The 22,855-nt window shown below is 72.6% G+C and carries 21 protein-coding genes; 9 read left to right on the top strand and 12 right to left on the bottom strand.

The window, feature by feature from the left end; genetic code table 11:
- Positions 1–304 precede the first annotated feature (304 nt).
- From ACFWY6_RS11365 to ACFWY6_RS11355, 3 genes are all read right to left on the bottom strand, one after another.
- Complete coding sequence (locus ACFWY6_RS11365) at positions 305–1,258, bottom strand: AraC family transcriptional regulator (protein ID WP_384687950.1); 954 nt, start codon at positions 1,256–1,258, stop codon at positions 305–307.
- Positions 1,259–1,423: 165 nt separating this feature from the next.
- Positions 1,424–2,017, bottom strand: coding sequence for a TIGR03086 family metal-binding protein (locus ACFWY6_RS11360; RefSeq protein ID WP_384687949.1), 594 nt, complete (start codon positions 2,015–2,017; stop codon positions 1,424–1,426).
- Positions 2,018–2,309: 292 nt separating this feature from the next.
- A complete protein-coding gene (locus ACFWY6_RS11355) occupies positions 2,310–3,929 on the bottom strand; it encodes an ABC-F family ATP-binding cassette domain-containing protein (protein WP_384687948.1) in 1,620 nt (539 codons plus the stop codon).
- Positions 3,930–4,119: 190 nt separating this feature from the next.
- Between ACFWY6_RS11355 and ACFWY6_RS11350 the strand changes: the two genes are divergently transcribed.
- The 9 genes from ACFWY6_RS11350 (at position 4,120) to ACFWY6_RS11310 (ending at position 11,789) form a co-directional block, all read left to right on the top strand.
- Positions 4,120–4,929 (top strand): methyltransferase domain-containing protein, encoded by an 810-nt coding sequence (locus ACFWY6_RS11350; RefSeq protein WP_384687947.1) that lies wholly within the window; start codon positions 4,120–4,122, stop codon positions 4,927–4,929.
- 95 nt (positions 4,930–5,024) lie between these two features.
- On the top strand, positions 5,025–5,195 hold the full coding sequence (locus ACFWY6_RS11345) for a hydrophobic protein (RefSeq protein WP_384687946.1): 171 nt from the start codon (positions 5,025–5,027) through the stop codon (positions 5,193–5,195).
- A gap of 212 nt (positions 5,196–5,407) precedes the next feature.
- Positions 5,408–5,947, top strand: a complete 540-nt coding sequence (locus ACFWY6_RS11340) for a hypothetical protein (RefSeq protein ID WP_384687945.1) — start codon at positions 5,408–5,410, stop codon at positions 5,945–5,947.
- Positions 5,948–6,210: 263 nt separating this feature from the next.
- Entirely contained in the window at positions 6,211–7,311 is a 1,101-nt protein-coding gene (locus ACFWY6_RS11335) for an enolase C-terminal domain-like protein (RefSeq protein WP_384687944.1), read from the top strand.
- 28 nt (positions 7,312–7,339) lie between these two features.
- Entirely contained in the window at positions 7,340–7,918 is a 579-nt protein-coding gene (locus tag ACFWY6_RS11330; RefSeq protein ID WP_384687943.1) for a hypothetical protein, read from the top strand.
- A gap of 10 nt (positions 7,919–7,928) precedes the next feature.
- Positions 7,929–8,282: a VOC family protein gene (locus ACFWY6_RS11325; RefSeq protein ID WP_135333505.1), complete on the top strand. Its 354-nt coding sequence runs from the start codon at positions 7,929–7,931 to the stop codon at positions 8,280–8,282.
- 43 nt (positions 8,283–8,325) lie between these two features.
- Positions 8,326–9,012: a GntR family transcriptional regulator gene (locus ACFWY6_RS11320; RefSeq protein WP_384687942.1), complete on the top strand. Its 687-nt coding sequence runs from the start codon at positions 8,326–8,328 to the stop codon at positions 9,010–9,012.
- 154 nt (positions 9,013–9,166) lie between these two features.
- Positions 9,167–10,438, top strand: coding sequence for an amidohydrolase family protein (locus ACFWY6_RS11315; RefSeq protein WP_384687941.1), 1,272 nt, complete (start codon positions 9,167–9,169; stop codon positions 10,436–10,438).
- Positions 10,439–10,520: 82 nt separating this feature from the next.
- Positions 10,521–11,789 (top strand): amidohydrolase, encoded by a 1,269-nt coding sequence (locus ACFWY6_RS11310; RefSeq protein ID WP_384687953.1) that lies wholly within the window; start codon positions 10,521–10,523, stop codon positions 11,787–11,789.
- Positions 11,790–11,857: 68 nt separating this feature from the next.
- Here the strand turns inward: ACFWY6_RS11310 and ACFWY6_RS11305 are convergent, their stop codons facing one another.
- The 9 genes from ACFWY6_RS11305 to ACFWY6_RS11265 all read right to left on the bottom strand — a co-directional run bounded on the left by ACFWY6_RS11305 (position 11,858) and on the right by ACFWY6_RS11265 (position 22,850).
- Positions 11,858–13,843: a DUF5107 domain-containing protein gene (locus ACFWY6_RS11305; protein ID WP_384687940.1), complete on the bottom strand. Its 1,986-nt coding sequence runs from the start codon at positions 13,841–13,843 to the stop codon at positions 11,858–11,860.
- A gap of 132 nt (positions 13,844–13,975) precedes the next feature.
- The gene (locus ACFWY6_RS11300) at positions 13,976–14,518 is read right to left on the bottom strand and encodes a GNAT family N-acetyltransferase (RefSeq protein WP_384687939.1); all 543 of its coding nucleotides are present in this window, start codon (positions 14,516–14,518) and stop codon (positions 13,976–13,978) included.
- A gap of 21 nt (positions 14,519–14,539) precedes the next feature.
- A complete protein-coding gene (locus ACFWY6_RS11295) occupies positions 14,540–14,851 on the bottom strand; it encodes a hypothetical protein (RefSeq protein WP_384687938.1) in 312 nt (103 codons plus the stop codon).
- Positions 14,848–15,105 (bottom strand): DUF1049 domain-containing protein, encoded by a 258-nt coding sequence (locus tag ACFWY6_RS11290; protein ID WP_384687937.1) that lies wholly within the window; start codon positions 15,103–15,105, stop codon positions 14,848–14,850. Before ACFWY6_RS11290 ends, ACFWY6_RS11295 begins: the two co-directional genes overlap by 4 nt.
- Positions 15,106–15,232: 127 nt before the next feature.
- Positions 15,233–17,038, bottom strand: a complete 1,806-nt coding sequence (locus tag ACFWY6_RS11285) for a CocE/NonD family hydrolase (RefSeq protein WP_384687936.1) — start codon at positions 17,036–17,038, stop codon at positions 15,233–15,235.
- Between the two features lie 723 nt (positions 17,039–17,761).
- Positions 17,762–18,688, bottom strand: coding sequence for an LD-carboxypeptidase (locus ACFWY6_RS11280; RefSeq protein ID WP_384687935.1), 927 nt, complete (start codon positions 18,686–18,688; stop codon positions 17,762–17,764).
- On the bottom strand, positions 18,685–20,673 hold the full coding sequence (locus ACFWY6_RS11275; protein WP_384687934.1) for a prolyl oligopeptidase family serine peptidase: 1,989 nt from the start codon (positions 20,671–20,673) through the stop codon (positions 18,685–18,687). The genes ACFWY6_RS11280 and ACFWY6_RS11275 overlap by 4 nt, the downstream gene beginning before the upstream one ends.
- A 31-nt stretch (positions 20,674–20,704) precedes the next feature.
- Positions 20,705–22,066, bottom strand: coding sequence for a M20/M25/M40 family metallo-hydrolase (locus ACFWY6_RS11270; protein WP_384687933.1), 1,362 nt, complete (start codon positions 22,064–22,066; stop codon positions 20,705–20,707).
- A complete protein-coding gene (locus ACFWY6_RS11265; protein ID WP_384687952.1) occupies positions 22,059–22,850 on the bottom strand; it encodes a M55 family metallopeptidase in 792 nt (263 codons plus the stop codon). Before ACFWY6_RS11265 ends, ACFWY6_RS11270 begins: the two co-directional genes overlap by 8 nt.
- Positions 22,851–22,855 lie beyond the last annotated feature (5 nt).

The following is a 22,855-nucleotide window of genomic DNA, read 5'->3' as shown; positions in this document are numbered from 1 at the left end:
GCGGGGGCGCGCCGCGCGGGGGGGGGGGGCGCGGGGGGGGGGGGTCCGGGCCCCCGGCGGCGGGGGGGGTGCGCGCGCCGGGGGGCGCGGGGCCGGGCGGGTGGTTTGGGCGGGGCCCGGTTCGCCGGGGGTCCGTCACGGTCGTGCCCGCGGGGCGGGCTATGGACCCTCGGACGGCGACCGGCCAAGCCGACGACAGGTGAAACGATAATTCAGTGCGGGCGCGGCCACGATCCGCTGAGCGCGGCCGTTGTCCGGATAACGCACCCCCTCCTGAAGCGCGTCCCCTCCCGCAGGGGCCCGTTCACCCGCGCAGCGTCTGCGACGGCAGCTCGCCGAACCGGGCCCGGTACTGCTCGGCGAACCGCCCCAGATGGCTGAAGCCCCACCGGTGCGCCACGTCGCTCACGTTCACCGCGCCGGGCTCCGCCGCCCGCAGCTCGTGGTGCACCCGGTTCAGCCGTACGTCCCGCACATACGCCATGGGTGACATCCCCACGTAGCGGCGGAACGCCTCCTGGAGCCAGCGCACACCGACCCGCGCCTCGGCGGCGAGCCCCGCGGGCGTGAACGGATGGTCGGGGCGCTGCTGCACGGCGTCCATCGCGCGCTTGACCGGCGCCGGGCGCAACCGCTGTGCCGGGGCGGCGAGTTCGGCACGGAAGGGGTGGTCGGCGGCGAGCAGCATCCCGTTCAGGACGGCCTCCTGCAGCGGCGCCGCGACCAGCGGCGACGCCATCAGCGTGTCCGGGTCGTCGCGCAGGTCCGCCACGACGGTCGTGACGAGCCGTGCCCAGCTGCGCCCCGGGCCACGGGTGGTGTCGAGTTCGGGCGCGAAGGTCAGCGGGGTGCGGAAGGACCGCCCGAGGAGCTGTTCAAGGCGCCGTTCGAGGGCGTCGCGGTCCATCTTCACGGCGAGGATGCGGCAGTCGCCGGTCCACCGTTCCACCACCGTGTCGCCGACGGGCTGGAACACCCCGGCCCGCTCGGCCGTCGCGACGGTGCCCGCTGCGGCGCCCTGCCGGAAGTGCATCTGCCCGCCGAGCAGTATGTTCACGTGGTACGAGCCGAGTTCACCGAGCCGCATCCGCACATCGGCGCCGCAGCTCAGTTCCCCGAGGGTGAGCTCGCCGAGCTGCCCGACGTCGAACTCGGCCCGGAAGGTGCGCGGTCCGTCGATGACGTCCATGAAGTTGCTGTAGAACGCGGCGCCGATGACATCCCGCGCCTCGTCCACGTCCCCGGTCGTGCAGGACATCCTCAGCGGCTCCGCGCTCATCCGCGGCCCATCCGTGCCCACCCTTGCCCCCGCAAGATCGTCCGTGCTCTCCGCGGCTCCGCCCGCGCGGGCGCAGAGAACGCTCTCTGCTCCAAGTGCGCAGCGTACGGGGTTCTCTCGGTCAGGGCGAAGGAGCCGGCGCCCTCACACCCGGCGCCCCAGCAGGTTCAGCATTCTGGTCTGCGCATCGGCGTCCGCCTGCGGTTCCACCGCGGGGGCGAAGAGGCCGCTCTTCTCCAAGTCGGCGGCGTACGGCGTGATTTCGCCTACGGAGAAGGCGACGAGGTCGTCCGGGAGCCGTTCGTCCGCGCCGATTCCCCGGGACAGGTCCCAGGCGTGCACGACGAGGTCGGTGATCATCTGTCCGCAGTAGAAGACGGCCGAGGTGTCACCGAAGGAGAGGTGGACGGTGCGGTCGAGGGCGCCCGGCTCGGCGAACGCCTCGCGGGCGGCGGCGGCCGCGGTGTCCCAGGAGGCGACGGGGTCGGGGCCGAGCATGTCGCCGTCGAAGGCGTCGCCGACGGAGGCGATGGTGGCGCCGTCGCGGATCAGCGAGGGCACCCATAGCTGCTCGGCGGTGAGGTGGTTGACGAGGTCGCGTACGGACCAGTCGGTGCAGGGCGTCGGTGCGTCCCACTGGTCGGCCCGGACCTCGTGCACGCGGTCGGTGAAGAGGTCGAGGGCGGCGGCGTGCCGGGCGAGGAGCGGGTGTGCGGCCTTGCCAGTCGTGTCTGCCATACCTGCCATTGTCCTCCTGGGGCGCGGGGGCGCGACCGCTTGGCGCTCCGCGGGAAGTGCGGCGTGGGTGCCGTCGCTTGTCTGCGGGTCCGTCGTGGCTGGTCGCGCAGTTCCCCGCGCCCCTTGCGGGGCGCTCAGCTGCCCCCCCTGGAGCGCGTGGGCGCTACCGCTCCGCGGGAAGTGCCGAGAGGTGCCGTCGCCCGTCTGCGGCTTCGTCGTGGCTGGTCGCGCCCACGCGGCGGAGCCGCACATGTCACAGCCCCGCTCCCCTTCGGGGCGCACCCGAAGCCGCTCAGCGCTTGCGTTCCACCCTGCGCTCGTCCCACACCGGCTCCGGTGTCTCGCGTACCAGGCCGTCGCTGCCGAAGACCAGGTAGCGGTCGAAGGAGCGGGCGAACCAGCGGTCGTGGGTGACCGCTAGCACCGTTCCCTCGTATGCCTCAAGGCCCTCCTGGAGGGCTTCGGCCGATTCCAGGTCGAGGTTGTCGGTGGGCTCGTCGAGCAGCAGTGCGGTGGAGCCCTCGAGCTCCAGGAGCAGGATCTGGAAGCGCGCCTGCTGGCCGCCCGAGAGCCGCTCGAAGCGCTGCTCGGCCTGGCCGGTCAGCTCGTACCGGCGAAGGCGCGACATGGCGGGGCCCTTGTCCTGGGCGTGCTCGCGCCACAGGATGTCGAGGAGCGTGCGGCCGAAGAGCTCGGGGTGGGCGTGGGTCTGCGCGAAGTGGCCCGCCACGACGCGCGCGCCCAGCTTCCACTCGCCGCTGTGCGCGACGTCGCCGCCCGCGAGGAGCCGCAGGAAGTGCGACTTCCCTGAGCCGTTCGAGCCGAGCACGGCGACCCGCTCGCCGTAGAAGACCTCCAGGTCGAAGGGTTTCATCAGGCCGGTCAGCTCCAGGCCCTTGCAGGTGATGGCCCGGATGCCGGTGCGCCCGCCGTGCAGCCGCATGGTGATGTCCTGCTCGCGGGGCGGCTCGGGCGGCGGTCCCGCCTCCTCGAACTTGCGCAGCCTGGTCTGCGCGGCGGCGTACCGCGAGGCCATCTCGTGGCTGACGGCGGCGGCCTGCCGCAGGTTCAGGACCAGCTTCTTCAGCTGGGCGTGCTTCTCGTCCCAGCGCCTGCGCAGCTCCTCGAAGCGCGCGAACCGCTCGCGCCGCGCCTCGTGGAAGGTGGCGAAGCCGCCGCCGTGCACCCAGGCGTCGGCGCCCGCGGGGCCCGGCTCGACGCTGACGATCTTCTCGGCGGCGCGGGCGAGGAGCTCCCGGTCGTGCGAGACGAACAGGACGGTCTTGCGCGTCTCCTTGAGCCGCTCCTCCAGCCAGCGCTTTCCCGGTACGTCGAGATAGTTGTCCGGCTCGTCGAGGAGCAGCACCTCGTCGCCGCCGCGCAGCAGCGCTTCGAGGACGAGGCGCTTCTGCTCGCCGCCGGAGAGCGTGCGGACCTCGCGGAACTGGGCCTTGTCGTAGGGGACGCCGAGCGCGGCCGTGGTGCACATGTCCCACAGCGTCTCGGCCTCGTAGCCCTGGACCTCGGCCCAGTCGGAGAGTGCCTGTGCGTACTGGAGCTGCGCGGCCTCGTCGTCGACGGTCATGATCGCGTGCTCGGCGACGTCCACGGCCTCGGCGGCCTCGCGGATGCGGGGCGAGGACACGGAGACGAGCAGCTCGCGCACGGTCGTCTCGTCCCGCACCGACCCCACGAACTGCGGCATCACGCCGAGCCCGCCGCTGACGGTGACGGTGCCGCCGTGCGGCTGGAGCTCTCCGGAGATCAGCCGCAGCAGGGTGGTCTTGCCCGCGCCGTTCGCCCCGACGAGGGCGACGATGGCGCCCTCGCCCACGCGGAACGAGACATCGCCGAGCAGCGCACGGCCGTCCGGCAGGTAGTACTCGATGTGCGCGGCTTCAAGATGTCCCATGGTCACGCATTGTCAGCGGCGGGGGTCGGGGAGAGCAAATCAATTCCCTGCCGGCTCCCTGCCCGCGTCAATCGCCGCCCCACCAACGGGCCGTGACCAAATACTGATACGCGGGTCTCATCATTCGACATGGCGGCGTACGGTTCGGAGCACCGCAGCAAGCGGCAGCGAACGCGAAGGAGTTCCCGTCATGCCGGAGGAGACCGCCGTCTACACGCACGGACACCATGAGTCCGTGCTGCGTTCCCACACCTGGCGGACCGTCGCCAACTCGGCGGCCTATCTCGCCGGTTCACTCAAGCCGCACATGAAGATCCTGGACATCGGCTGCGGCCCCGGCACCATCACCGCCGAGCTGGCCGAGCTCGTCCCCGACGGCCGGGTCACGGGCGTCGACCAGGCCCCCGGCATCCTGGACCAGGCACGCGCCACGGCCGCAGGGCGCGGCCTGGCGAACGTCGAGTTCACCGTCGCCGACGTCCATGACCTGCCGTACCCGGACGACTCGTTCTGCGTCGTGCACGCCCATCAGGTGCTGCAGCACGTCGGCGACCCGGTGCGCGCCCTGAGCGAGATGCGGCGGGTCTGTGCGCCGGGCGGCATCGTCGCCGCCCGCGACGCGGACTACGAGGCGATGACCTGGTATCCGCAGTCCCCCGTCCTGGACGGCTGGCTCGACCTGTACCGGCGGGTGGCCCGCGCCAACGGCGGGGAGCCGGACGCGGGGCGGCGCCTCAAGTCCTGGGCGCTGGAGGCCGGTTTCGACGACGTCACGGCGACCGCGAGCACCTGGTGCTACTCATCGGCACCGGAGCGCGACTGGTGGAGCGGCCTGTGGGCGGACCGCACGGTCGCCTCGTCGTACGCCGACCGCGCGGTGGAGTCCGGGCACGCCGACGCCGGGGAGCTGCGGGCCATCGCCGACGCGTGGCGGGAGTGGGGGCAGCGGGACGACGGCTGGTTCACCGTGCTGCACGGGGAGATCCTCTGCCGGAAGTGAGGGCCGCGGGGCGGTCCTGAGGCCGGGCGTCGATGGCTCAAAACGCCGCGTAGGGCAGCCCGTTGGGGATACCCGGACGGCAGGAGGTAGACACCATGGTTCCGATTCTGCTCGTCCTGCTGCTGGCCCTGCTGCTCTTCGGGGCGGGCTTCGCGGTGCAGGTCCTCTGGTGGATCGCCGTCGTCGTGCTCGTCATCTGGCTCCTCGGATTCCTGATGCGCTCCACAACCACCGGCGGGACTCGGTCCCGCTGGTACCGGTGGTAGCCGTACGTGACGCCGGCGGTCGTACGCCGAGTGACCGGGCCCGCGGTTCACGCCGCGGGCCCGACGCCGTCCCAGGTCATGGGGGTTTCCGCAGGGCTCGCAGGGGTGTTGACAACACCTCGGTTCGGGGGCTCGCGGGCGTGCCTCGCGCTGCCCGCGCCGGAAGGATTCAGGGAGAAGTCCCGGTCCTACGGAAGCGAGCGAGGCACACCATGGCGTACGAAACGCGTTCAGGGCACCCGAAGCCGATGCGGTCCCGGCCGGTGCGCGGCGGTGAGCCCTCCGCTCCCCCGCCGGTGCACACCGCCTTCGCCCTGTGGATCACCGCGGTCGCGGCGGGCGTCTTCGAGATGGTGCTCGCGGTGGGCGGGCTCATCGCCGACGGGGAGACGACTGCCGGGGAGATAGCGGGCGGGCTGTTGCTGCGGATGACCGTGTTCTCGGTGGCCGTCCTGCTCGCCGTCCAGCTGCGGCGTGGCCGGAACTGGGCGCGGTGGGTGCTCGCCGTGGGGCTCGGCGGCTTCGGCACGGCGTCCCTCGTCGTCGGCCCCGTCCAGTGGCTGGCCGACGGGCACGCACCGCTGGACGCCTTCCGGGATCTGGGGGTGGTGGACGCCTTGTTCGGCGCGAGCCGCGTGCTGCATCTGAGCGCGGTGCTCGGGGCGCTCGTCCTGATGTTCGTGCCGGCGGCCAACGCCTGGTTCAAGGCGTCGTCGGGCGCACGTCCCAAGCGGCTGTCCGGCACCCGCTGACCCAGCCCACCGCAACAGCGCCTGCTCCACGAGGAGCCACTTGCGCGGACGCGGTCGGCGGGCATCGCCGCGAGGCGGTGGCCGCTCCGTGCGGCCCGCCGGTCCACGTCCGTGGGCCCCGCCGGTCCCCGCCCCTGCACCGGCCGTTTGCCCGCCACCGCCCTGGATACCCGTACAGCCCCGCACATCGAACGGCCGCATCGCCGTCCCCACTCCACACTCCCCCCGCTCCCCACCCCTCCCACGCGACCCAGGACGCCCCGATGAAGGACGCAGTGCCCATCGAACGACCCGTCATGTCCGCGTACTCGGTGCCCGCGGACGCCCCGGAGGCGGACGGCACCTTCTCTTGGGATGCCACGACGATCGTGATCGTCGAGGTCACGGCGGGCGACGCCACGGGGACCGGCTGGACCTACGCCCCCGCCGCCGTGGTGTCCCTCATCGACGAGCAGCTCGTGCCGGCCGTCACGGGGCTCGACGCCGTCGACATCCCCGCGGCGCACGACGCGATGGCCAAGGCGGTCCGCAACACCGGCCGCCCCGGCGCCGCCTCGTGCGCGCTCTCCGCGGTCGACATCGCCCTGTGGGACCTCAAGGCACGCCTCCTCGAACTGCCCTTGGTGCGTCTCCTGGGGGCCGCCCGCGACGCGGTTCCCGTCTACGGGAGCGGCGGCTTCACGACGTACCACGACACGCATCTGGCGGCCCAGCTGACCGGCTGGGTGCACGGTCAGCACATCCCGCGCGTCAAGATCAAGGTCGGCGAGAGCTGGGGCCGGGCGGCGGCCCGCGATGTGGCGCGGGTGCGCACCGCGCGTGAAGTCATCGGCCCGCAGGCCGAGTTGTACGTCGACGCGAGCGGCGGCTACACCCGCAAGCAGGCGGTACGGGTCGGCCGGGTGCTCGCCGAGCACGGCGTGGGCCTGTTCGAGGAACCTGTTTCGGCGGACGATCTGCGCGGGCTCGCCCTGGTGCGGGACGCGCTCCCCTGCGACGTGACGGCCGGTGAATACGGCTGCCACCTCCCGTACTTCGCGCGGATGCTCCCCTCCGTCGACTGCCTCCAGGTGGACGCGACCCGCTGCGGCGGAATCACCGAGTGGCTGCGCGTCGCGGCCCTCGCGCAGGGCCACGGCCTGGAGGTCTCGGCCCACGGCGCCCCGCACGCGCATGCCGCGGTGGCCGCCTGCGTACCGAATCTGCGGCACGTCGAGTGGTTCCACGACCATGTGCGGATCGAGTCGATGTTCTTCGACGGGGCCCTGGACCCGACGGGCGGCACCGTGCGCCCCGAGGGCGGCGTCGGGCACGGACTTGAGCTGCGGCACGCGGAGGACGTGGAGGAATACCGGGTCGCGTGAGGGCGTGCGGGCCTGGCACGCTCGCCCCATGCGAAGGCCTGAACCTGAAGCACTGCTCATCGGGGGCCGTTCCGGGGCCGGCAAGTCCTCGGTCGGCTGGGAGGTCGCGGCGCTCCTTCGGGCGGCGGACGTGGCGCACGCGTACATCGAGGGCGACACCCTGGACGCGGTCCATCCGGCACCGGACGGCGACCCCGACCGTTCCAGGATCACCGAGCGCAACCTCGCGGCGCTCTGGGCGAACTACACGGATCTCGGCTGCCGCCGGCTCGTCTACACGAACACGGCGAGCGTGCTCGGCAGCGCTGAGTGGATCTTCCGCGGCGCGCTCGGCGGGCCGCGCATCATCCGCGTGCTCCTGACCGCGTCGGACGCCACCGTCGAGGAGCGGCTCACCGCCCGCGAGCTGGGCTCGGAGCTCCAACAGCAGCTGCGGCGCAGCGCGTTCATGGCCCGCCACCTGGAGCGGCACGTCCCCGAGGGCACGCGGCGGATCGCGACGGACGGGCGGCCGGTCGGGGACATCGCGGCCGATGTGGTGGCTGCCACGGGATGGAAGTCACCGGAGTCGCCGGAAACGATCTCGCGTGCGGGCAGCGCCAACTAGGCTCGCCCGTATGGAGATCCTGGGAGCCACGCTGCGTATCTGCGTCGAGGACCTGGAGTCCTCGGTCGCCTTCTATGAACGTCTCGCGGGCGGCCCCGCGCAGCGTTTCGAGCGTGGGGGCGTCTCGGTCGCGGCGGTCGGCTGCTTTCTGCTGATGAGCGGACCGGAGCGGGAGCTGGAGATCCTCCGGAAGGTCTCCGCGACGATCGCCGTCCAGGACGTCGACGAGGCGTACGCGGTCCTGAACGCGTCCGGCGCCCGGGTCATCGCGGGCCCCGTGCCGACCCCGGTGGGCCGCAACCTCATCGCGATGCACCCGGACGGCGCGGTCTTCGAGTACGTGGACCGGCGCGCCGCGACCTGAGCCGTATCCTCCACGGCAGACAGGCCGAACGGAGGACGGTGCGGTGGCGGGCAGCAAGGAAGAGGCGTCGCGGACGTCGTTGAGTGCGCAGGCGCGCGAGGCGGTCCGGCAGCGCATCGTGGACCGCCGCTATCCGCTGGGTTCGCGCCTGGTGGAGCGTGAGGTCGCCGAGGAGCTGCGGATGTCCCGCGTGCCCGTGCGCGAGGCGCTGCGCGCGCTGGTCGCCGAGGGCCTCCTCGAACTGCTTCCGCACAGCGGGGTGCGGGTGCGCCGCCTGGAGCGTTCGGATGTGCGGCATCTGTACGAGGTGTGGGAGCCGCTGGCCGTGCAGGCGTCGCGGCTCTCCGCGCGCCGGGTGGCCGCATGCGCGCCGGACGACGAGCCGCCGGGCCTCGCCGCGCTGCGGGCCACGCTCGGCCACGCCGAGCAGGCGTCGGACGCGGACGACGGGGCGCGTGAGGTCGCCGCGCACACCGCGTTCCACGAGGGCATCGTGGCCCTCTCCGGCAATCCGCTGCTCGCCCGCATGATGGAGCAGCTGAGCTGGCAGCTCCAGCTCCTGTTCGGCATGCGCGCCGAGCCGGACCACATGCGGGCCCAGCACCACCTCATCTACCGGCACATCGCGGCGGGCGACGAGGAGACGGCGGCGGCGAGCACGCTGCTGCACGTGCGGGACAGCCAGGCGGTGGCGCTGCGGTCGCTGTTCGAGGAAGATCCCGCCCACTGACGGACTCTGTATACCAACAGTCCTCGCGCCCTCCTCCACACTGGACATAACCCCGTATAGGCCTTGGCATTGCCCGACCCTTCTTGCGGCTCACTCCAGCTTGGTATACAAATTGCGGACGCGTCCCCTCCGTAACACGTCCTGGAGCAGCCCCATGTGCGTTGAGTCCACCCCGCCGCCCTCCGCCCGGCTCACCCGACGCGGCGTCCTCGCGGGTGCGGCGGCGCTCGCCGGGACCACGGCCGTGCTTGCCGCATCCGTGCCGCAGGCGAACGCCGCCGCACGCGCCGGGCACACCGGCGGTGACCTGGTCATCGAGGGCGGCACGCTGCTCGACCCGGCGACCGGCGAGGTCACCGAGGACGCCGTGGTCGTCATCGTGGACGGCGTCGTGCGCGCGGCGGGCGCCCGCGGACGGATCTCGGTGCCTGAAGGGGCCGAGACGATCAGCGCGCACGGGCGGTGGATCCTGCCGGGCCTGGTCGACGCGCACATCCACCTCAACACCGCCGCCGAGGCCCGCGACGCCGTGGCGCGGGGCGCGACCAGCGCCCGCAGCGGCTCGACCAACTTCTACCAGGACATCGCCGTACGGGAACTGGCCCGCCAGGCCCCAGGACAGGCGCCCAGGCTGCGCGCCGCCGGCGTCTTCGTCACGCCCGACCTGGGCGACACGATCCTCGCCGACCCCGACCTCACCCCGCTGGCCAGGCTCCGCGACGGGGTGCGCTCCCCCGAGGCGCTGCGCCGCGTCGTCGAGGTCAACCTCGCCCGCGGCGCCGACGTCATCAAGACCCGGGTCAACGAACGCGCGGGCCTGCCCGAGCAGGACCCGCTGGCCCAGGTGTACGACCGCGAGCAGCTGTCCGCCGTGGTCGCCGCCGCCCGGCGCGGCGGCAAGGGCGTGCTGTGCCACAGCTACAGCGAGAAGGGCTGCCACGACGCGGTCATGGCGGGCGTCCGCTCCCTGGAGCACGGCGCGTTCGTCGGCGAGCGCACCCTGGCCGAGATGCGGCGCAGGCGCACGTACTTCACGCCGACCCTCACCGCGATCGCCGGTCTCGCCGACTCATCGGACCCGGTGCTCGCCGAACGCGGGCGCCAGTACCTGCCGGTCCTGAAGCGGGCGGTGCTCGCCGCGCACGAGATGGGCGTGCCGCTCGCCGCGGGCACGGACTCCTCCGGCGGGAAGATCAAGCCCATCGGCCGCGAGGTGGAGCTGATGCGCTCGGCGGGCCTCTCCGCGCTCGACGCGATCCGCACGGCCACCACCGGCGCCGCGAAGCTGCTCGGCATCGACCGCACGGCAGGACGCCTCGCGCGCGGCTTCGCCGGCGACGTGATCCTCGTGGACGGCGACCCGCTGTCCGACGTGACGGTCCTCAAGAAGCCCGTACGCGTGGTCCGTTCGGGCATCGCGCTCTGACCACCCCTCAGTACCTCCCGGCAGTCATCTCCGCACCACTTCCCCGAAGGAGACCCCTGTGACGCCCCTCTCCCGCCGTGGCATGCTCGCCGGCGCCGCCGCCCTGGCAGGCACCGCCACCGCCCTGTCGGCCGGCTCCCCGGCCGCCGCGTCCCGCGCCGACGGCCACCGTTCCCAGGCCGTGGTGTTCCGCGACGTCCGCCCCTTCGGCGCCAGGACCCCGGTCGATCTCACGGTGGTCGACGGCCGGATCACGGACGGCCGGGCGCCCAAGGGCGCCGAGGTGATCGACTGCGGCGGGCGCGTGGCGCTGCCCTCGCTGGTGGACGCGCACATCCACCCCGACAAGACGACGTGGGGCGGCGACTGGGTCAGCCGCAAGCCCGCGAGCGGCATCGCCGACTACGTCGCCCAGGACGTGGAGCTCTTCAAGAGCCAGCAGCGGCCTGTCGGGGAACGCGCGTACGGCCTGATGGCGCACGCCGTGACCCGCGGCACCCGCGCGATGCGCGCCCACGTGGACGTGGCGCCCGCCTACGACCTGGCCGGCGTCGAGGGCGTGAACGCGGCCCGCGAGCGCCTCAAGCACGCGCTCGACGTGCAGGTCGTGGCGTTCCCGCAGCACGGCGTGATCAGGACGCCCGGCACGGCGGAACTCCTTGAGGAGGCGGCCCGTTCCGGCTCCATCGACCTGGTCGGCGGCATCGACCCGATCAGCTTCGACAACGCCATGGACGAACAGCTCGACCTGGTCTTCGACCTCGCGGACCGGCACGGCGTCGGCGTGGACATCCACCTCCACGACCGCGACGAGAAGGGCACCAAGGTCCTGCGGGCCATCATCGACCGCACCCGCGCCCTTTCCCTGCGCGGCAAGGTCACGGTCAGCCACGCCTTCTGCCTGCCGTACCTGTCCGACTCCGAACTGGGCGAGATGGCGGCCGACTTGGGCGAGCAGGACATCTCCCTGACGACCGTGGCGCCGAACGAGTCGCTCGTCCTGCCGATCGCGGAGCTGCGTGAGCACGGTGTGCGCGTCGGGCTCGGCTCGGACGGGGTGCGCGACGCGTGGAGCCCGTTCGGCAACGCCGACATGCTGCACCGCACGCACATCCTCGGCTGGGTCACCGACGTCCGTCTCGACGACGAGCTCGCCGAGTGCTACCGCGTGGGCGCGCACGGCGGCGCCGACGTGATGGGCCTGGACCACGCCGACCTGAAGCCCGGCGCCCCGGCCGACTTCATTCTCGTACGCGGTGAAGGCGTGCAGCAGGTTCTGGTGGACATGCCGCAGCGGGACATGGTCGTGCACGGGGGCCGAGTCGTGGCCAGGAACGGCGAGTTGGCGTAACGACGACCGCGGTTCCCTCCACAGTCACCGCCCGTGCCGGGCTGCCCAGGTCCCGGCACGGGCGGTCCTCACTCCTCGGACGACGCCGACGCCCGCATCCGGAAGTCGTAGCGCGCCGGCAGTTCCTCGTCGGTCGCCGCGCGCCACAGCTCGCCGAGCACCTCGGCGCCCTCGCGCAGGTCGGCCGGCTCGAAGCCCTCGTCGAATATCGCCCGCGCCGCGGTCTTCTCGCCCTCGGCCAGGAGCAGTTGGATCTCGACGAGCCGGAAGCGGCCCTCCGCGCGGGTGGCCGCGTGCAGGCGGTCCCATATGCCGCGGGCCGCGCCGTGCCGTCCCGCCGCGAGCAGCACGGCCATCGCCTCCCGGCCGAGCGCGGCGGTCGCGGACGTCCACAGGACGCCGTCGTCGCGCCGCTCCTGGCACAGGTCGTCGAAGGCCTCCGCGTACCGGTCCGCGGCCCTTTCCAGATGGCCCGACTCCTGGTCCGCGACGGCCAGGCAGCGCAGCAACGGCCAGCGCGACGGGGCGAGTTCGAGCCCGCGCTCCCAGCTGCGCACCGCCTGGGCGAGGTCACCGGCATGCCACTGGGCGACACCCAGGTGATACTCGGCGACCGGCCGCGCGGGCGCCGTCTCCAGCATGTCCCGCCAGTGCGGGGCGACCAGGGTCGGTCCCGGCGGGGCGACACGGCGCGGCTCCGGGACGGCGCCGGAGTGCAACAGCTCGACCCACGGCGCCTGTTCGGGGCCGAGGTCGGCCTCGTCGAAGGGCGTGCCGGACAACTTGTGGCCGGCGCACAGGACTTCGAGCGCTCCCCAGCCGGACCCGGTGGCGAGCCGCTCGCCCGGTTCGGCGTCGGCGCAGGGCCGCCAGGCCTCGTACGCCGCGTCCACCGCGTCGCGGGGCAGCGCCTGGGCGAGCCGCTGCTCGGCCTCGCCGCGCGCGGCCGACCAGTCGCCGCCGTGCACCACGTCCGGCGCGGCCGAGAGCGGGCCGTACGACTCCAGCCAGGCGAACTCCGCCTCGGCGTCCAGGCGTACGTGCTCCAGCTGGGTCCGCGCGAGACCCGCCTGGATCTCCGCGTACCCGCCGGTGCCCGGCTCGGTCAGCCACTCCTGCCAGCGCCGCCCGCCGGTGCCGGTGCCCCAGACGAAGAGCTTGCGGCCGCGCTGCAGATCGGTCGACGTCTGGACGAGTCCGTGCCCGTCGTCGTCGAGCGCGGCGATCCACCGCCGGGCGTCGGCCGGTACGTCGTAGAAGTAGTCGGCGGCGTACTCGCTGCGCGGCGGATACGTCCGGTCCACCCCGTCGGTCTCCGGCACCGGCACCTTGCGCAGGCCGCCCGCGTACCCGAAGTGCCAGGCCTCGTCGGCCGGGGCGAGGACGCGGCGCTCCTGGGGCACCGCGATGTTGGACCACCAGTACACCGGCACCGGCTTCTCGTGCGGATTGCGGATCCGCACGCCGACGTGCAGGAAGTCGGAGTCCGCGGGCAGCCACAGGTCCACCTGGAAAGGCACGTCGCGCAGACGTTCCCACTCCCAGAGCCGCAGCATCTCGCCGCCGTCGGGTGCGGTGACGCGGGCGGCGTGCAGGGGCGCGCAGGACAGCGTCGTGTGGCCGGTGGCGCCGATGTTCCACTCGATGCCGCCGGAGAACCAGGCGCCGTTGAGCGCGAAGTCGGCGGGCTGCAACACCGGGTTGCGGTAAAGGAGTTCACGGCCCGTCGGCTTGTGGAAGAGGGAGTGCACGCGGCCGCCGAGGCCCGGCAGGACGGTGGCGCGCAGCCGGTCGTTCTCGACGACGAGCGTGTCGAGCGTCGTCTCGGTGCGCTCACGGCCGTACCCGTCGAGCACCCGGGTCGGCAGGATGCCGCGCAGCGGCTCGTACCCCAGCTGCCGCGCCATGTCGCGCGGCAGCCCCTCTCTGCCCCGCTCTTCCGGCGTGTGCACCCTGCGCAGCGGCCGCAGCGGTGTCAGCGGGTTCTCGGGGCCCAAAGGGGCGGCGGGCAGCGTCAGTACGTCACGTCGCACGGTGGTCGTCACGATCACCATGGAACACGCTGACGGCGGCCTCGACCAGGGTCTCCACCGGTCAGGATTGCGCAAAGGCGCCGGGTACAGCGCCCCGTAAGGGGCGCGGGGAACTGCGCGACCAGCCCCCACCGGCCCGCGGGTTCATCACCGTCAATCCAGCGGAGCGGTCAACGCCCACCGTTCGTGATCGCGCCAGGCCCCGTCGATGAAGAGGAAGTCAGGCGAGAAGCCCTCGAGCCGGAAGCCGCAGCTGCGGGCGAGGGCGATGGACGCGGCGTTGCGGGGCTGGACGTTGATCTCCAGGCGGTGCAGTTTCAGTACGTCGAAGGCGTACCGCACGACGAGTCCGAGCCCCTCCCGCATCAGCCCGCGCCCCGCCGCGTGGGCGAAGGCGCCGTAGCCGAGCGCCCCGCACCGGAAGCCGCCCTCGACGATGTTGTTGATGTTGACGAAGCCGGCGACGCTGCCGCCGGCCGCCCGCTCGCAGAGCAGGAACCCGGCCTTGGTCGGGTCCTCGATGAGGATGCCCGCGTACGAGGCGTAGGCCGTGTCGGTGGTGGGCGGGAAGAGCCAGGGGCGGTGCAGCTCACGGCTCTCCCGCGCGCGCGTGGTGAACTCGGGGCCGTCCGCGAGGGTGTAGGGGCGTATGCCCACGCGGGAGCCCTCGGCGAGGTAGGTGGTGCTTTCAGGCATCCGGCCACGCTAGCTCCCGCGTCAGCCGGGGCAGCTCTCGCCCTTCTTCACCACGCCGATGGTGACGCGCTGCCCGGTCAGCTGCTTGCCGGGGGCCGGGGACTGGGAGCACACCTTCCAGCTGAGCGGCCACAGCACGTGCCGGTCGAAGCCGCTGGTGTCGTGGACGTCGACGCGGGTGCGGTAGTCGAGGCCCGAGAAGACCCGCACGAGGCCCTTCCCCCGGAAGTCCGGCATCGGCGGTCCCGCCGCGGCCGCCGTCGTCACGGTCATGACGCCCGCGGCGAGCGCCGCGCCCGCGACGACTCCCGCGCGCCTGAGATGTACGTTCACTTGCGCCTCCGCATGAAGTACGCCCCGCAGAGCGCGCCGATCAGACCCGTGACGAGCAGTGCCACCCACAGGGGCATGGTCACTTCGGGGATCAGAAGTCTGATCTTGGTGTGGCGGGTGTTCTCGAAGATGAAGACCAGGCCGAGCACGGCGAGCGCGAGGACGGCCACCCTGCCGGGCGTCATGGCGCCACGGATGCCGCCGCCACCCGAGCTGCTCTTCTTCGAGCCGCTCGTGGGGGTGCTGGGACTCATGCGTGGACCCTTCCGTCGGAGCTTCGGCCGCCCTCCCCTGGCGACCAGCATGGGCCGCCGGGGAGGGTTTGCGCGCGGTGGGTGCCGCTCCGGGGTGGGGGTGTGAGCCGTACGGGTGAGTCCGGGTTCAGCGGACGACGGGCAGGCGCAGCACCCCGGTGTTCTTGGGCGTGCTGGTGACCGTCACCGGCTTGACGCCTCTGTTCCCGATGTACGCGTCGTCGCTGGCCGCGACGGTGAACCGCAGCTTGTGGCCCGCCTTGTACCGGTGCACGATCCCCGGCAGCGAGAAGGTGAACGGCTTGGTCACGTCCGGGACGCGCACGGGGGCCACGAGCCGGTGCACCAGCGTCTTCTTGCCGTCGGGCGCGATGTCGTACAGCTTCGCGAAGAGGACCAGCTTGTCGGCGGCGTCGCCGGAGTTCTGCACCTTCGCCGTCCGGGGCGAGAGGACCTTGAGGGTCGCCTTCGGGGCGCCCACGACGTCCACCGGGGCGGTCAGCGGCTCGCTCGTCCAGTCGAGGTGGGTGCCCTTGGTGTCGTGCGGTGCGGGGTCGGGGAGCCCGATCATCCGGGCGATGGAGCTCTCCGAGTGACTCGTCGGGATCAGCCGGTTGCGATACTCGCGGCTGCCGCGTGCGACCTTCGCGGGGTTGTCGACGAGCTTGCCGTCGCCGGACAGATACAGCTTCTGGCTGAGCGCGGGCAGCTGCGGGGCGGTGGCGTAGGAGCCGTTCGGTCTGCCGGCGCCCGGCACCCAGTCCTGGTGGTAGGCGAAGGCGGGTCCGGTGTCGACGCCCTTCTTCCGGTGGAGGTAGCGGTCGAACCACGACAGGATCCGCTTGCCGACGTAGCTGGTCTCCAAGTTGCCCTTGGAGAGGTTGAGTTCGCCGGACGCCGGGGCGGTGAGGCCGCCGCTGTGGCCCCAGGACTGCCAGATCATCTTGGCCGTGGTGCCCTGTGCCTTCAGCGTCTCGTACGTCGCCTGCGCCTCGTTGAGGTTGAAGAGGCTGTCCGCCTGGCCTTGGACGAGGAGGGTGGGCGCCTTGACCCGGGGCAGGTAGGAGACGGGCGAGACGCTGCGCGCGTACTTCTGGAATGCCGCGGTCTTGTCGGCGGGATAGCGGCCCGAGTTGAGGGTGCGGATCGTCTGGCAGGCCTGCGTGGCGAAGTGCAGGCAGGTCAGGGAGTTGATACGGGACGGGTCCAGGCTCCGCACGAGCAGCGGCTGGCCCTCACCGACGAGAAAGAAGCCGTTCATCCACTGCCACTTGGCGGCGCCGGGGACGCGTCGGTCGGTGGCGTTGTTCGGGCCGAGCGAGTAGCTCAGGTCGTTCCAGGTGATCATCGGTACGAGGGCGTCGACCCGGTGGTCGACGGCGGCCGTCGCCAGCTGGACCGCCCCGCCGTAGGAACCGCCGATCATGCCGACACGCGGATCGGCCCCGGCGTCCTTGGTGACGTAGTCGATCTTCGTGCCGTCGTCGGCGGCGCGCTTGCCCGCGAGGAAGTCGATGAGCGCGGAGGCCGCCTTGCCGTCGGTCTTCGGGTCGTCCAGGGAGATCAGACACCCGGACTTTCCGAAGCCGAGCCCGGAGTAGACGAGCCCGACGTAGCCGCGCTTGGCGAAGGCCTTGCCGTTGTCCGCGGTCCCGTCGGACTTGCTGCCGCCGAAGCCGTTGGTGGTGAGCACGGCGGGCGCGGGGTGCGCGGCGTCCACGCCGGCGGGCCGGTAGAGATCGGCGTCGACGGTGCAGCTCCTGCCGCCCACGCCGACCGTGAACTTCAGTGCGGTGACGGTGTACCGGCCGGTCGCACTCGCCGGGGCGGGGCCCACGACGGCGAGCGGGGCGGCGAGCGCGGCACCCAGGGCGAGGGCGAGCGGCGCGCGGGACCGGGAGACGGCACGACGGGGTGCGGTACGACGGGACACGAGACCTCCACGCTGAGGACAGCCGAATACCGACCGGTCAGTAACCGGACAGGGTCATGCTGTGACGCGTGTCACGCCTGGGTCAACGCTCGTGGCGGGCGTTTCTCGACGAATCTGGACGGAAATTCAGTACGGGGGTCTTGACGGAGGGCCGGCATGCAGGTCTTGGGGGAGGGCCGGTACGCAGGTCTTGACGGAGGGTCGGCTCTCAGGTCTTGACGGAGGGACGGCACGCGGAACGTGACGGAGGCCCGGTGCAGGATCTTGACGGAGGCTCGGCATGCAAGCCCTGACGGGCGTCCGGTGCACGGACCCTGGCCGAGCCACGGCACGCAAACCCTGACGGAGGGTCGGCACGCGACCCCTGACGGATGCACGGCACACAGACCCTGACGCAGGCTCGGCACGCGAGCCCTGGCATGCATCCGGCGGCACGCAGACCCTGACGGACGCCCGGCACCCGGACCCTGACCGAGGATCGGCACACGAACGCTGACCGACGCCCGGCACCCGGCCCCTGGCCCTGGCCCTGGCCCTGGCCCTGGCCCTGGCCGAGGATCGGCACACGAGCCCTGACCAACGCCCGGCACCCGGACCTGACCGAGGCTCGGCACCCCGCCCCTGACCGAGAGACGGCAGCAGCCCCTGACGGACCCCCGGTGCCCAGATCTCGGCAGAGATCCAGTACGCCGCTTCTCGGCGCCAGTGCCCGGCAGGCGGATCTCACGCCAGCGCTGGCACCTCAAGCGTCAACGTCCCCGCCTCCGTGTCCAGTTCGGCCGGCAGGCCGAACGGGACCGTCAACGCGCCCTCGCAGTGGCCGAATCCGAAGTCCTCGACGATCGGCACCCCTAGCCCGCCGAGCCGGTCGGCGAACAGGGCCCGCACATCGCCGGCCGGCTCGCAGTCCTCCCAGGACCCGAGCACGATCCCGGCGACACCCTCCAGCCACCCGGCCCGCAGCAACTGCGTGAGGATCCGGTCGAGTCGGTACGCCTCCTCGCCTATGTCCTCCACGCAGAGCAGCCCGCCGCGCGCGGACACCCGCCCGTGCGCCGCGCCCAGGTCGGCGGCGAGCAGACTCACGCACCCGCCGAGCGTGACACCACGGGCCCGCCCCGCCACCAGCGCGGCCGCCCCTTCGGGGGCGATCACCCGCACGCTCTCCGGCTCGAAGAGCGTCGCGCGCAGATGGTCCTGGGCCCGTGTGTTCTTGAGAAAGTCGGCTACCGCGACCATCGGGCCGTGCAGTGTGGCGAGGCCGAGACGTGCGGCGAACGCCTCGTGGAGGGTGGTGATGTCGCTGTAGCCGAGGAACACCTTGGGCCCCGCGGCCCGCATCGCCGTCCAGTCGACGAGGTCCGCCATCCGCGCGGCGCCGTACCCGCCGCGCGCGCAGAACACCGCGGACACGGTCGGATCGCACCATGCCCGCTCCAGGTCCCGCGCCCGGTCCGCGTCGGCCCCCGCCAGGTAGTCGAACTCCCCGTGCAGGTCCAGGACATGGGGTGCGACGACGGGCTCCAGGTCCCAGCCGCGCAGGATGTCGAGCCCCGCCGCCAGCTGGTCCCGCTCCACCGGGCCGCTCGGGGCCACGACGGCGACCCGCGCGCCGGGGGTCAGCCGTGCGGGGCGGGTCAGCGGATTCACTTGACGAGCTCCAGGGTGGGGACCGGTCCCGTCAGGTTGAGGCCGAACACCTGGGCGTACAGGGAGAGTTCCGTCTCCAGGGCCCGGATCAGTGTGTCCGCGCGGCGGAATCCGTGGCCCTCGCCCTCGAAGGCGATGTACGCGTACGGCACGCCGCGCCCCTCGAGCTCGGCGATGAACCGCTCGGCCTGCGCGGGCGGACAGATCACGTCGTCGAGCCCCTGCAGCAGCAGGAACGGCGCGGTGACCCGGTCGGCGTGCTCGGCGGGCGAGCGTTCCACGTACCGTGCCCGCGCCTCGTCGAACGGCCCGATCAGCGAGTCCAGGTACCGGGACTCGAAGTCGTGCGTCCCGCCGTCGACCCACGCCGTGAGGTCGAGGACCGGATAGCTGATGGTGCCGCAGGCGTACACGTCCGTCGTGGTCAGGGACGCCGCCGTGGTCCAGCCGCCCGCGCTGCCGCCGCGGATCGCGAGCCGGTCCCGGTCCGCCGTGCCCTCGTCGGCGAGGGCGAGCGCGACGGCCGCGCAGTCCTCGACGTCGACCACGCCCCACTGCTCGCGCAGCCGTTCGCGGTAGGCGCGGCCGTAGCCCGTCGACCCGCCGTAGTTGACCTCGGCGACGCCGATGCCACGCGAGGTGAAGTAGGCGATCTCCAGGTCGAGCACGAGGGGCGAGCGGCCGGTGGGGCCGCCGTGCGCCCACACCACGTACGGCGGCCGTTCGTCGTCGGGGGCGACGCGGGTGGGGTGGTGCGGCGGGTAGACGTGCGCATGGATCTCGCGTCCGGCCGGGCCGCTGAAGGTGCGGATGCGCGGCTCGGGGTAGTACGCGGTGTCCACGGGGTCGTCGTGCGCGGCGCCGATCACGCGGGCGCGGCCGGTGCTCGTGTCCAGCTCCACCACCTCGTACGCGCTGCGGGGGCTCGCCGCGACGCCTGCGACCCGGGCGCCGCAGACCGCGACGGTCGAAGCGAACTCGGTCCAGGGGCCCGCCGCGTCGACGACCTCACCCGTCTCCGGGTCGAGCACGCCGAGCGAGGTGGCGCCCTTGCCGTGCACGACGGCGATCAGGCCGCTGTCCAGCGGCGCGAACCAGCCGGCGCCGACCTGCCACAGGGGTCCCGCGAACTCCTCGTCGCGCGGGCACAGGGGCGTCCCGCGGCCGCCGTCGGCCGGGTCCTTGCGGTACAGGTTCCACCAGCCGGTCTGGTCACCGGCGTACAGAAGCTGCCCGTCGACGCTCCACTCCACCTGCGCGATCGACTCCCGGGGCCCGCCGGCGACCGCTCTCGGCGCGCCGAACGTGCCGTCCGCGCGGACGTCGGCGACCAGCAGTTCCGTGCCGTCCCACGGCATCCGGGGGTGATCCCAGGCGATCCACGCGACGCGGCCGCCGTCGGGCGAGAGCCGGGGCCCGGTGATGAACCGGTGCCGGTCGTCGGTGAGTTCACGCAGCGCGGCGCGGTCCTGTGCCGCCGAGCCGTCCAGGGGCACGGCGACGGCCACACGGCGCACATCGGTGGGCGCTTCGCCGGTGAACTCCTCCATGACGCACCAGACTTCGCCCCGGTCCAGGTGCACACAGGGGTCGACGTAGCGCAGTCCGCCGCCCACGTCGGAGACCGGCGTGAGCGGGCGCGGCACGTCGCCGGGGCGTTCGGGCTCGTACGCGTACAGCCGCTGGTCGGAGAAGTTCGCGAACACGACCAGCGGACCCGCGGCTCCCTCGGCCCCGGCCCAGGCCTGCCCGCCGTACTCCATGACCCGGCTGCGCACGTTCCACGGAGCGGGCAGCACCGATTCCTCCACCCCGTCCGGGCTCCGCCGCACCAGCGCACGCCTGCCGCCTTCCGCGGGCCGCGGCTCGGTCCACCACGCCTCGGCCCCGACGAAGCCGACTTGGGCCGGAGAGCCGTCGTGGGCCGCTGCGAGCGCGGCGTCGATGGGTGACGGCCACGATCCGTACGCCTGGGTCTGTCTCATGTCCCTCTCTTCCCCCATGTCCCTTTGTTCCCTAGGCCGTTCGCAGATAGCGGTCGAGAACGCGGACGCCGAAGTGCAGCGCGTCGACCGGCACCCGCTCGTCCACGCCGTGGAAGAGGGCCTGGTAGTCGAAGCCCACCGGGGTCTTCAGCGGCGAGAAGCCGTACCCGGTGATCCCAAGGCGCGAGAACTGCTTGGCGTCCGTGCCGCCGGACATGCAGTACGGCATCACATGCCCTTCGGGCGCGAACTCCTCCACGGCGGCTCGCATCTTCGCGTACGTCGACGAATCCACCGGCGCCTGCAGCGCCACCTCTCGGTGGTGGAACTCCCAGTCGACGTCCGTGCCGGTGAGCCGGTCAAGGGTGGCGACGAATTCTTCCTCGCCGCCGGGCAGCATGCGCCCGTCCACGTAGGCGACGGCTTCCCCTGGAATCACATTGACCTTGTAACCGGCCTGCAGCATGGTCGGGTTGGCGCTGCCCCGTACGGTCGGCTCGACGAGGGAGGCGGCAGGGCCGAGTTTCTCCAGGAGGACGTCCACGTCGAATCCGGGCGCGTCCGGATCGGCCTCCACGCCGTAGAGCCCGGCCAGATCGAGCAGCGCCGCACGGACCGTCGGCGTGAGCCGCACCGGCCAGCGGTGCTGCCCGATGCGGGCGATCGCCTCCGCGAGCCTGGTCACCGCGTTGGCGTGGTTCACCTTCGAGCCGTGGCCCGCCTTGCCGCGCGCGGTGAGCTTGAGCCAGCCGGTGCCGCGCTCGCCCGCGGCGATGGGGTAGAGCTGGTTGCCCCGCCCGTCGTGGAAGGTGAAGGCACCGGACTCGCTGATGCCTTCCGTGCACCCCTCGAAGAGGGACGCGTGCCGGTCGGCGAGGAAGCCGGAGCCGTCCTCGGCGCTCGCCTCCTCGTCCGCGGTGAACGCGATGACGATGTCCCGCCGGGGCCGCACGCCCGCACGGGCCCAGCCGCGCACGACGGACAGGATCATCGCGTCCATGTTCTTCATGTCGATGGCGCCGCGGCCCCACAACACACCGTCGCGGAGCTCTCCGGAGAACGGGTCCACGCTCCAGTCGGACGCCTCGGCGGGCACGACGTCCAAGTGGCCGTGGACAAGGAGCGCGTCGGCTGAAGGGTCGGTTCCCTCGACGCGCGCGACGACGTTCGTACGCCCCGGTGAGCACTCCAGGAGCGTCGGTTCGAGCCCGGCCCCGGCCAGGCACTCGGCGACGTATTCGGCGGCGGGCCGCTCCCTGCAGTCGCCGCTGCCGCGGTTGGTGGTGTCTATCCGGATGAGATCGGACGTGAACCGCACGACCTCGTCGAGCGCCTTCGCGTCGACCTGCGGTCTCGCCCGCTCCCCTGCCTGCTCCCCCGTCTGCTCAGCCATACTGCTCCTCCACGGCGGCCGATGCGATCGTCGTGACCGCCTTGAAGGTGCGGATGCCCTCGTACATGGTCTCGCTGGTGTACGCGACCTTCCGCTCGCCGCTGCGCCGCACGCCCGGCACGACGGTCGACGCCATGGCCAGATGCTCGGCGTCAAACTCCAGCTCGACGGTGAACGGGCCGCCCCGGACCGGCTGGTGGCGCGTGGCGAGGGCCGCCGCCTCCCGCGCCGCGGCCCGGATGTCGGCGGCGGTGCGGGTCGGCGTCCGGCACACAGCTGCGTACCGCGACACATGGTCCTTCACGGCCACCTTCAGCGCGCCCGGCGCATAGCCGAGCGCGTCCTCGCAGGCCAGATCGTCGCCGGTGACCAGGACGACGGGCACGCCGTACTCGGCGACCACATGCGAGTTGAGCAGCCCTTCACTCGCGCGTACGTCGTTGACCCACACGCCGGTGATCGAGTTGGCGAGGTAGGTGTGCGCGAGCACGCCCTCCATGCCGGCGCCCGCGTGGTACCCGATGAACGCGATGCCGTCGACGTCGTCGTGCTGGACGCCCTCGACCATGGAGAGCGACTTGTGACGCCCTGTCAGCATCTGGGCCCGCTCGTCCAGCTGCTCCAGGAGCAGATTGCGCATGGTCCAGTGCGCCTCGTTGATGAGCACCTCGTCAACGCCGCCGTCGGAGAACCCGAGCAACGCGGCGGTTTCCTCCGAGGTGTACATAGCCCGGCACCGCGCCCACTGCGGCGTACCGGGCCGCACGGCGGGGGGGCAGGGCACGCCCG

Origin of the sequence: Streptomyces sp. NPDC059037 (assembly GCF_042740015.1) — a bacterium.
In the GTDB taxonomy this organism is placed as follows: domain Bacteria; phylum Actinomycetota; class Actinomycetes; order Streptomycetales; family Streptomycetaceae; genus Streptomyces.
The sequence above is the reverse complement of the archived record's forward strand: the minus strand, read 5'-3'. Positions and strand labels throughout refer to the sequence as shown.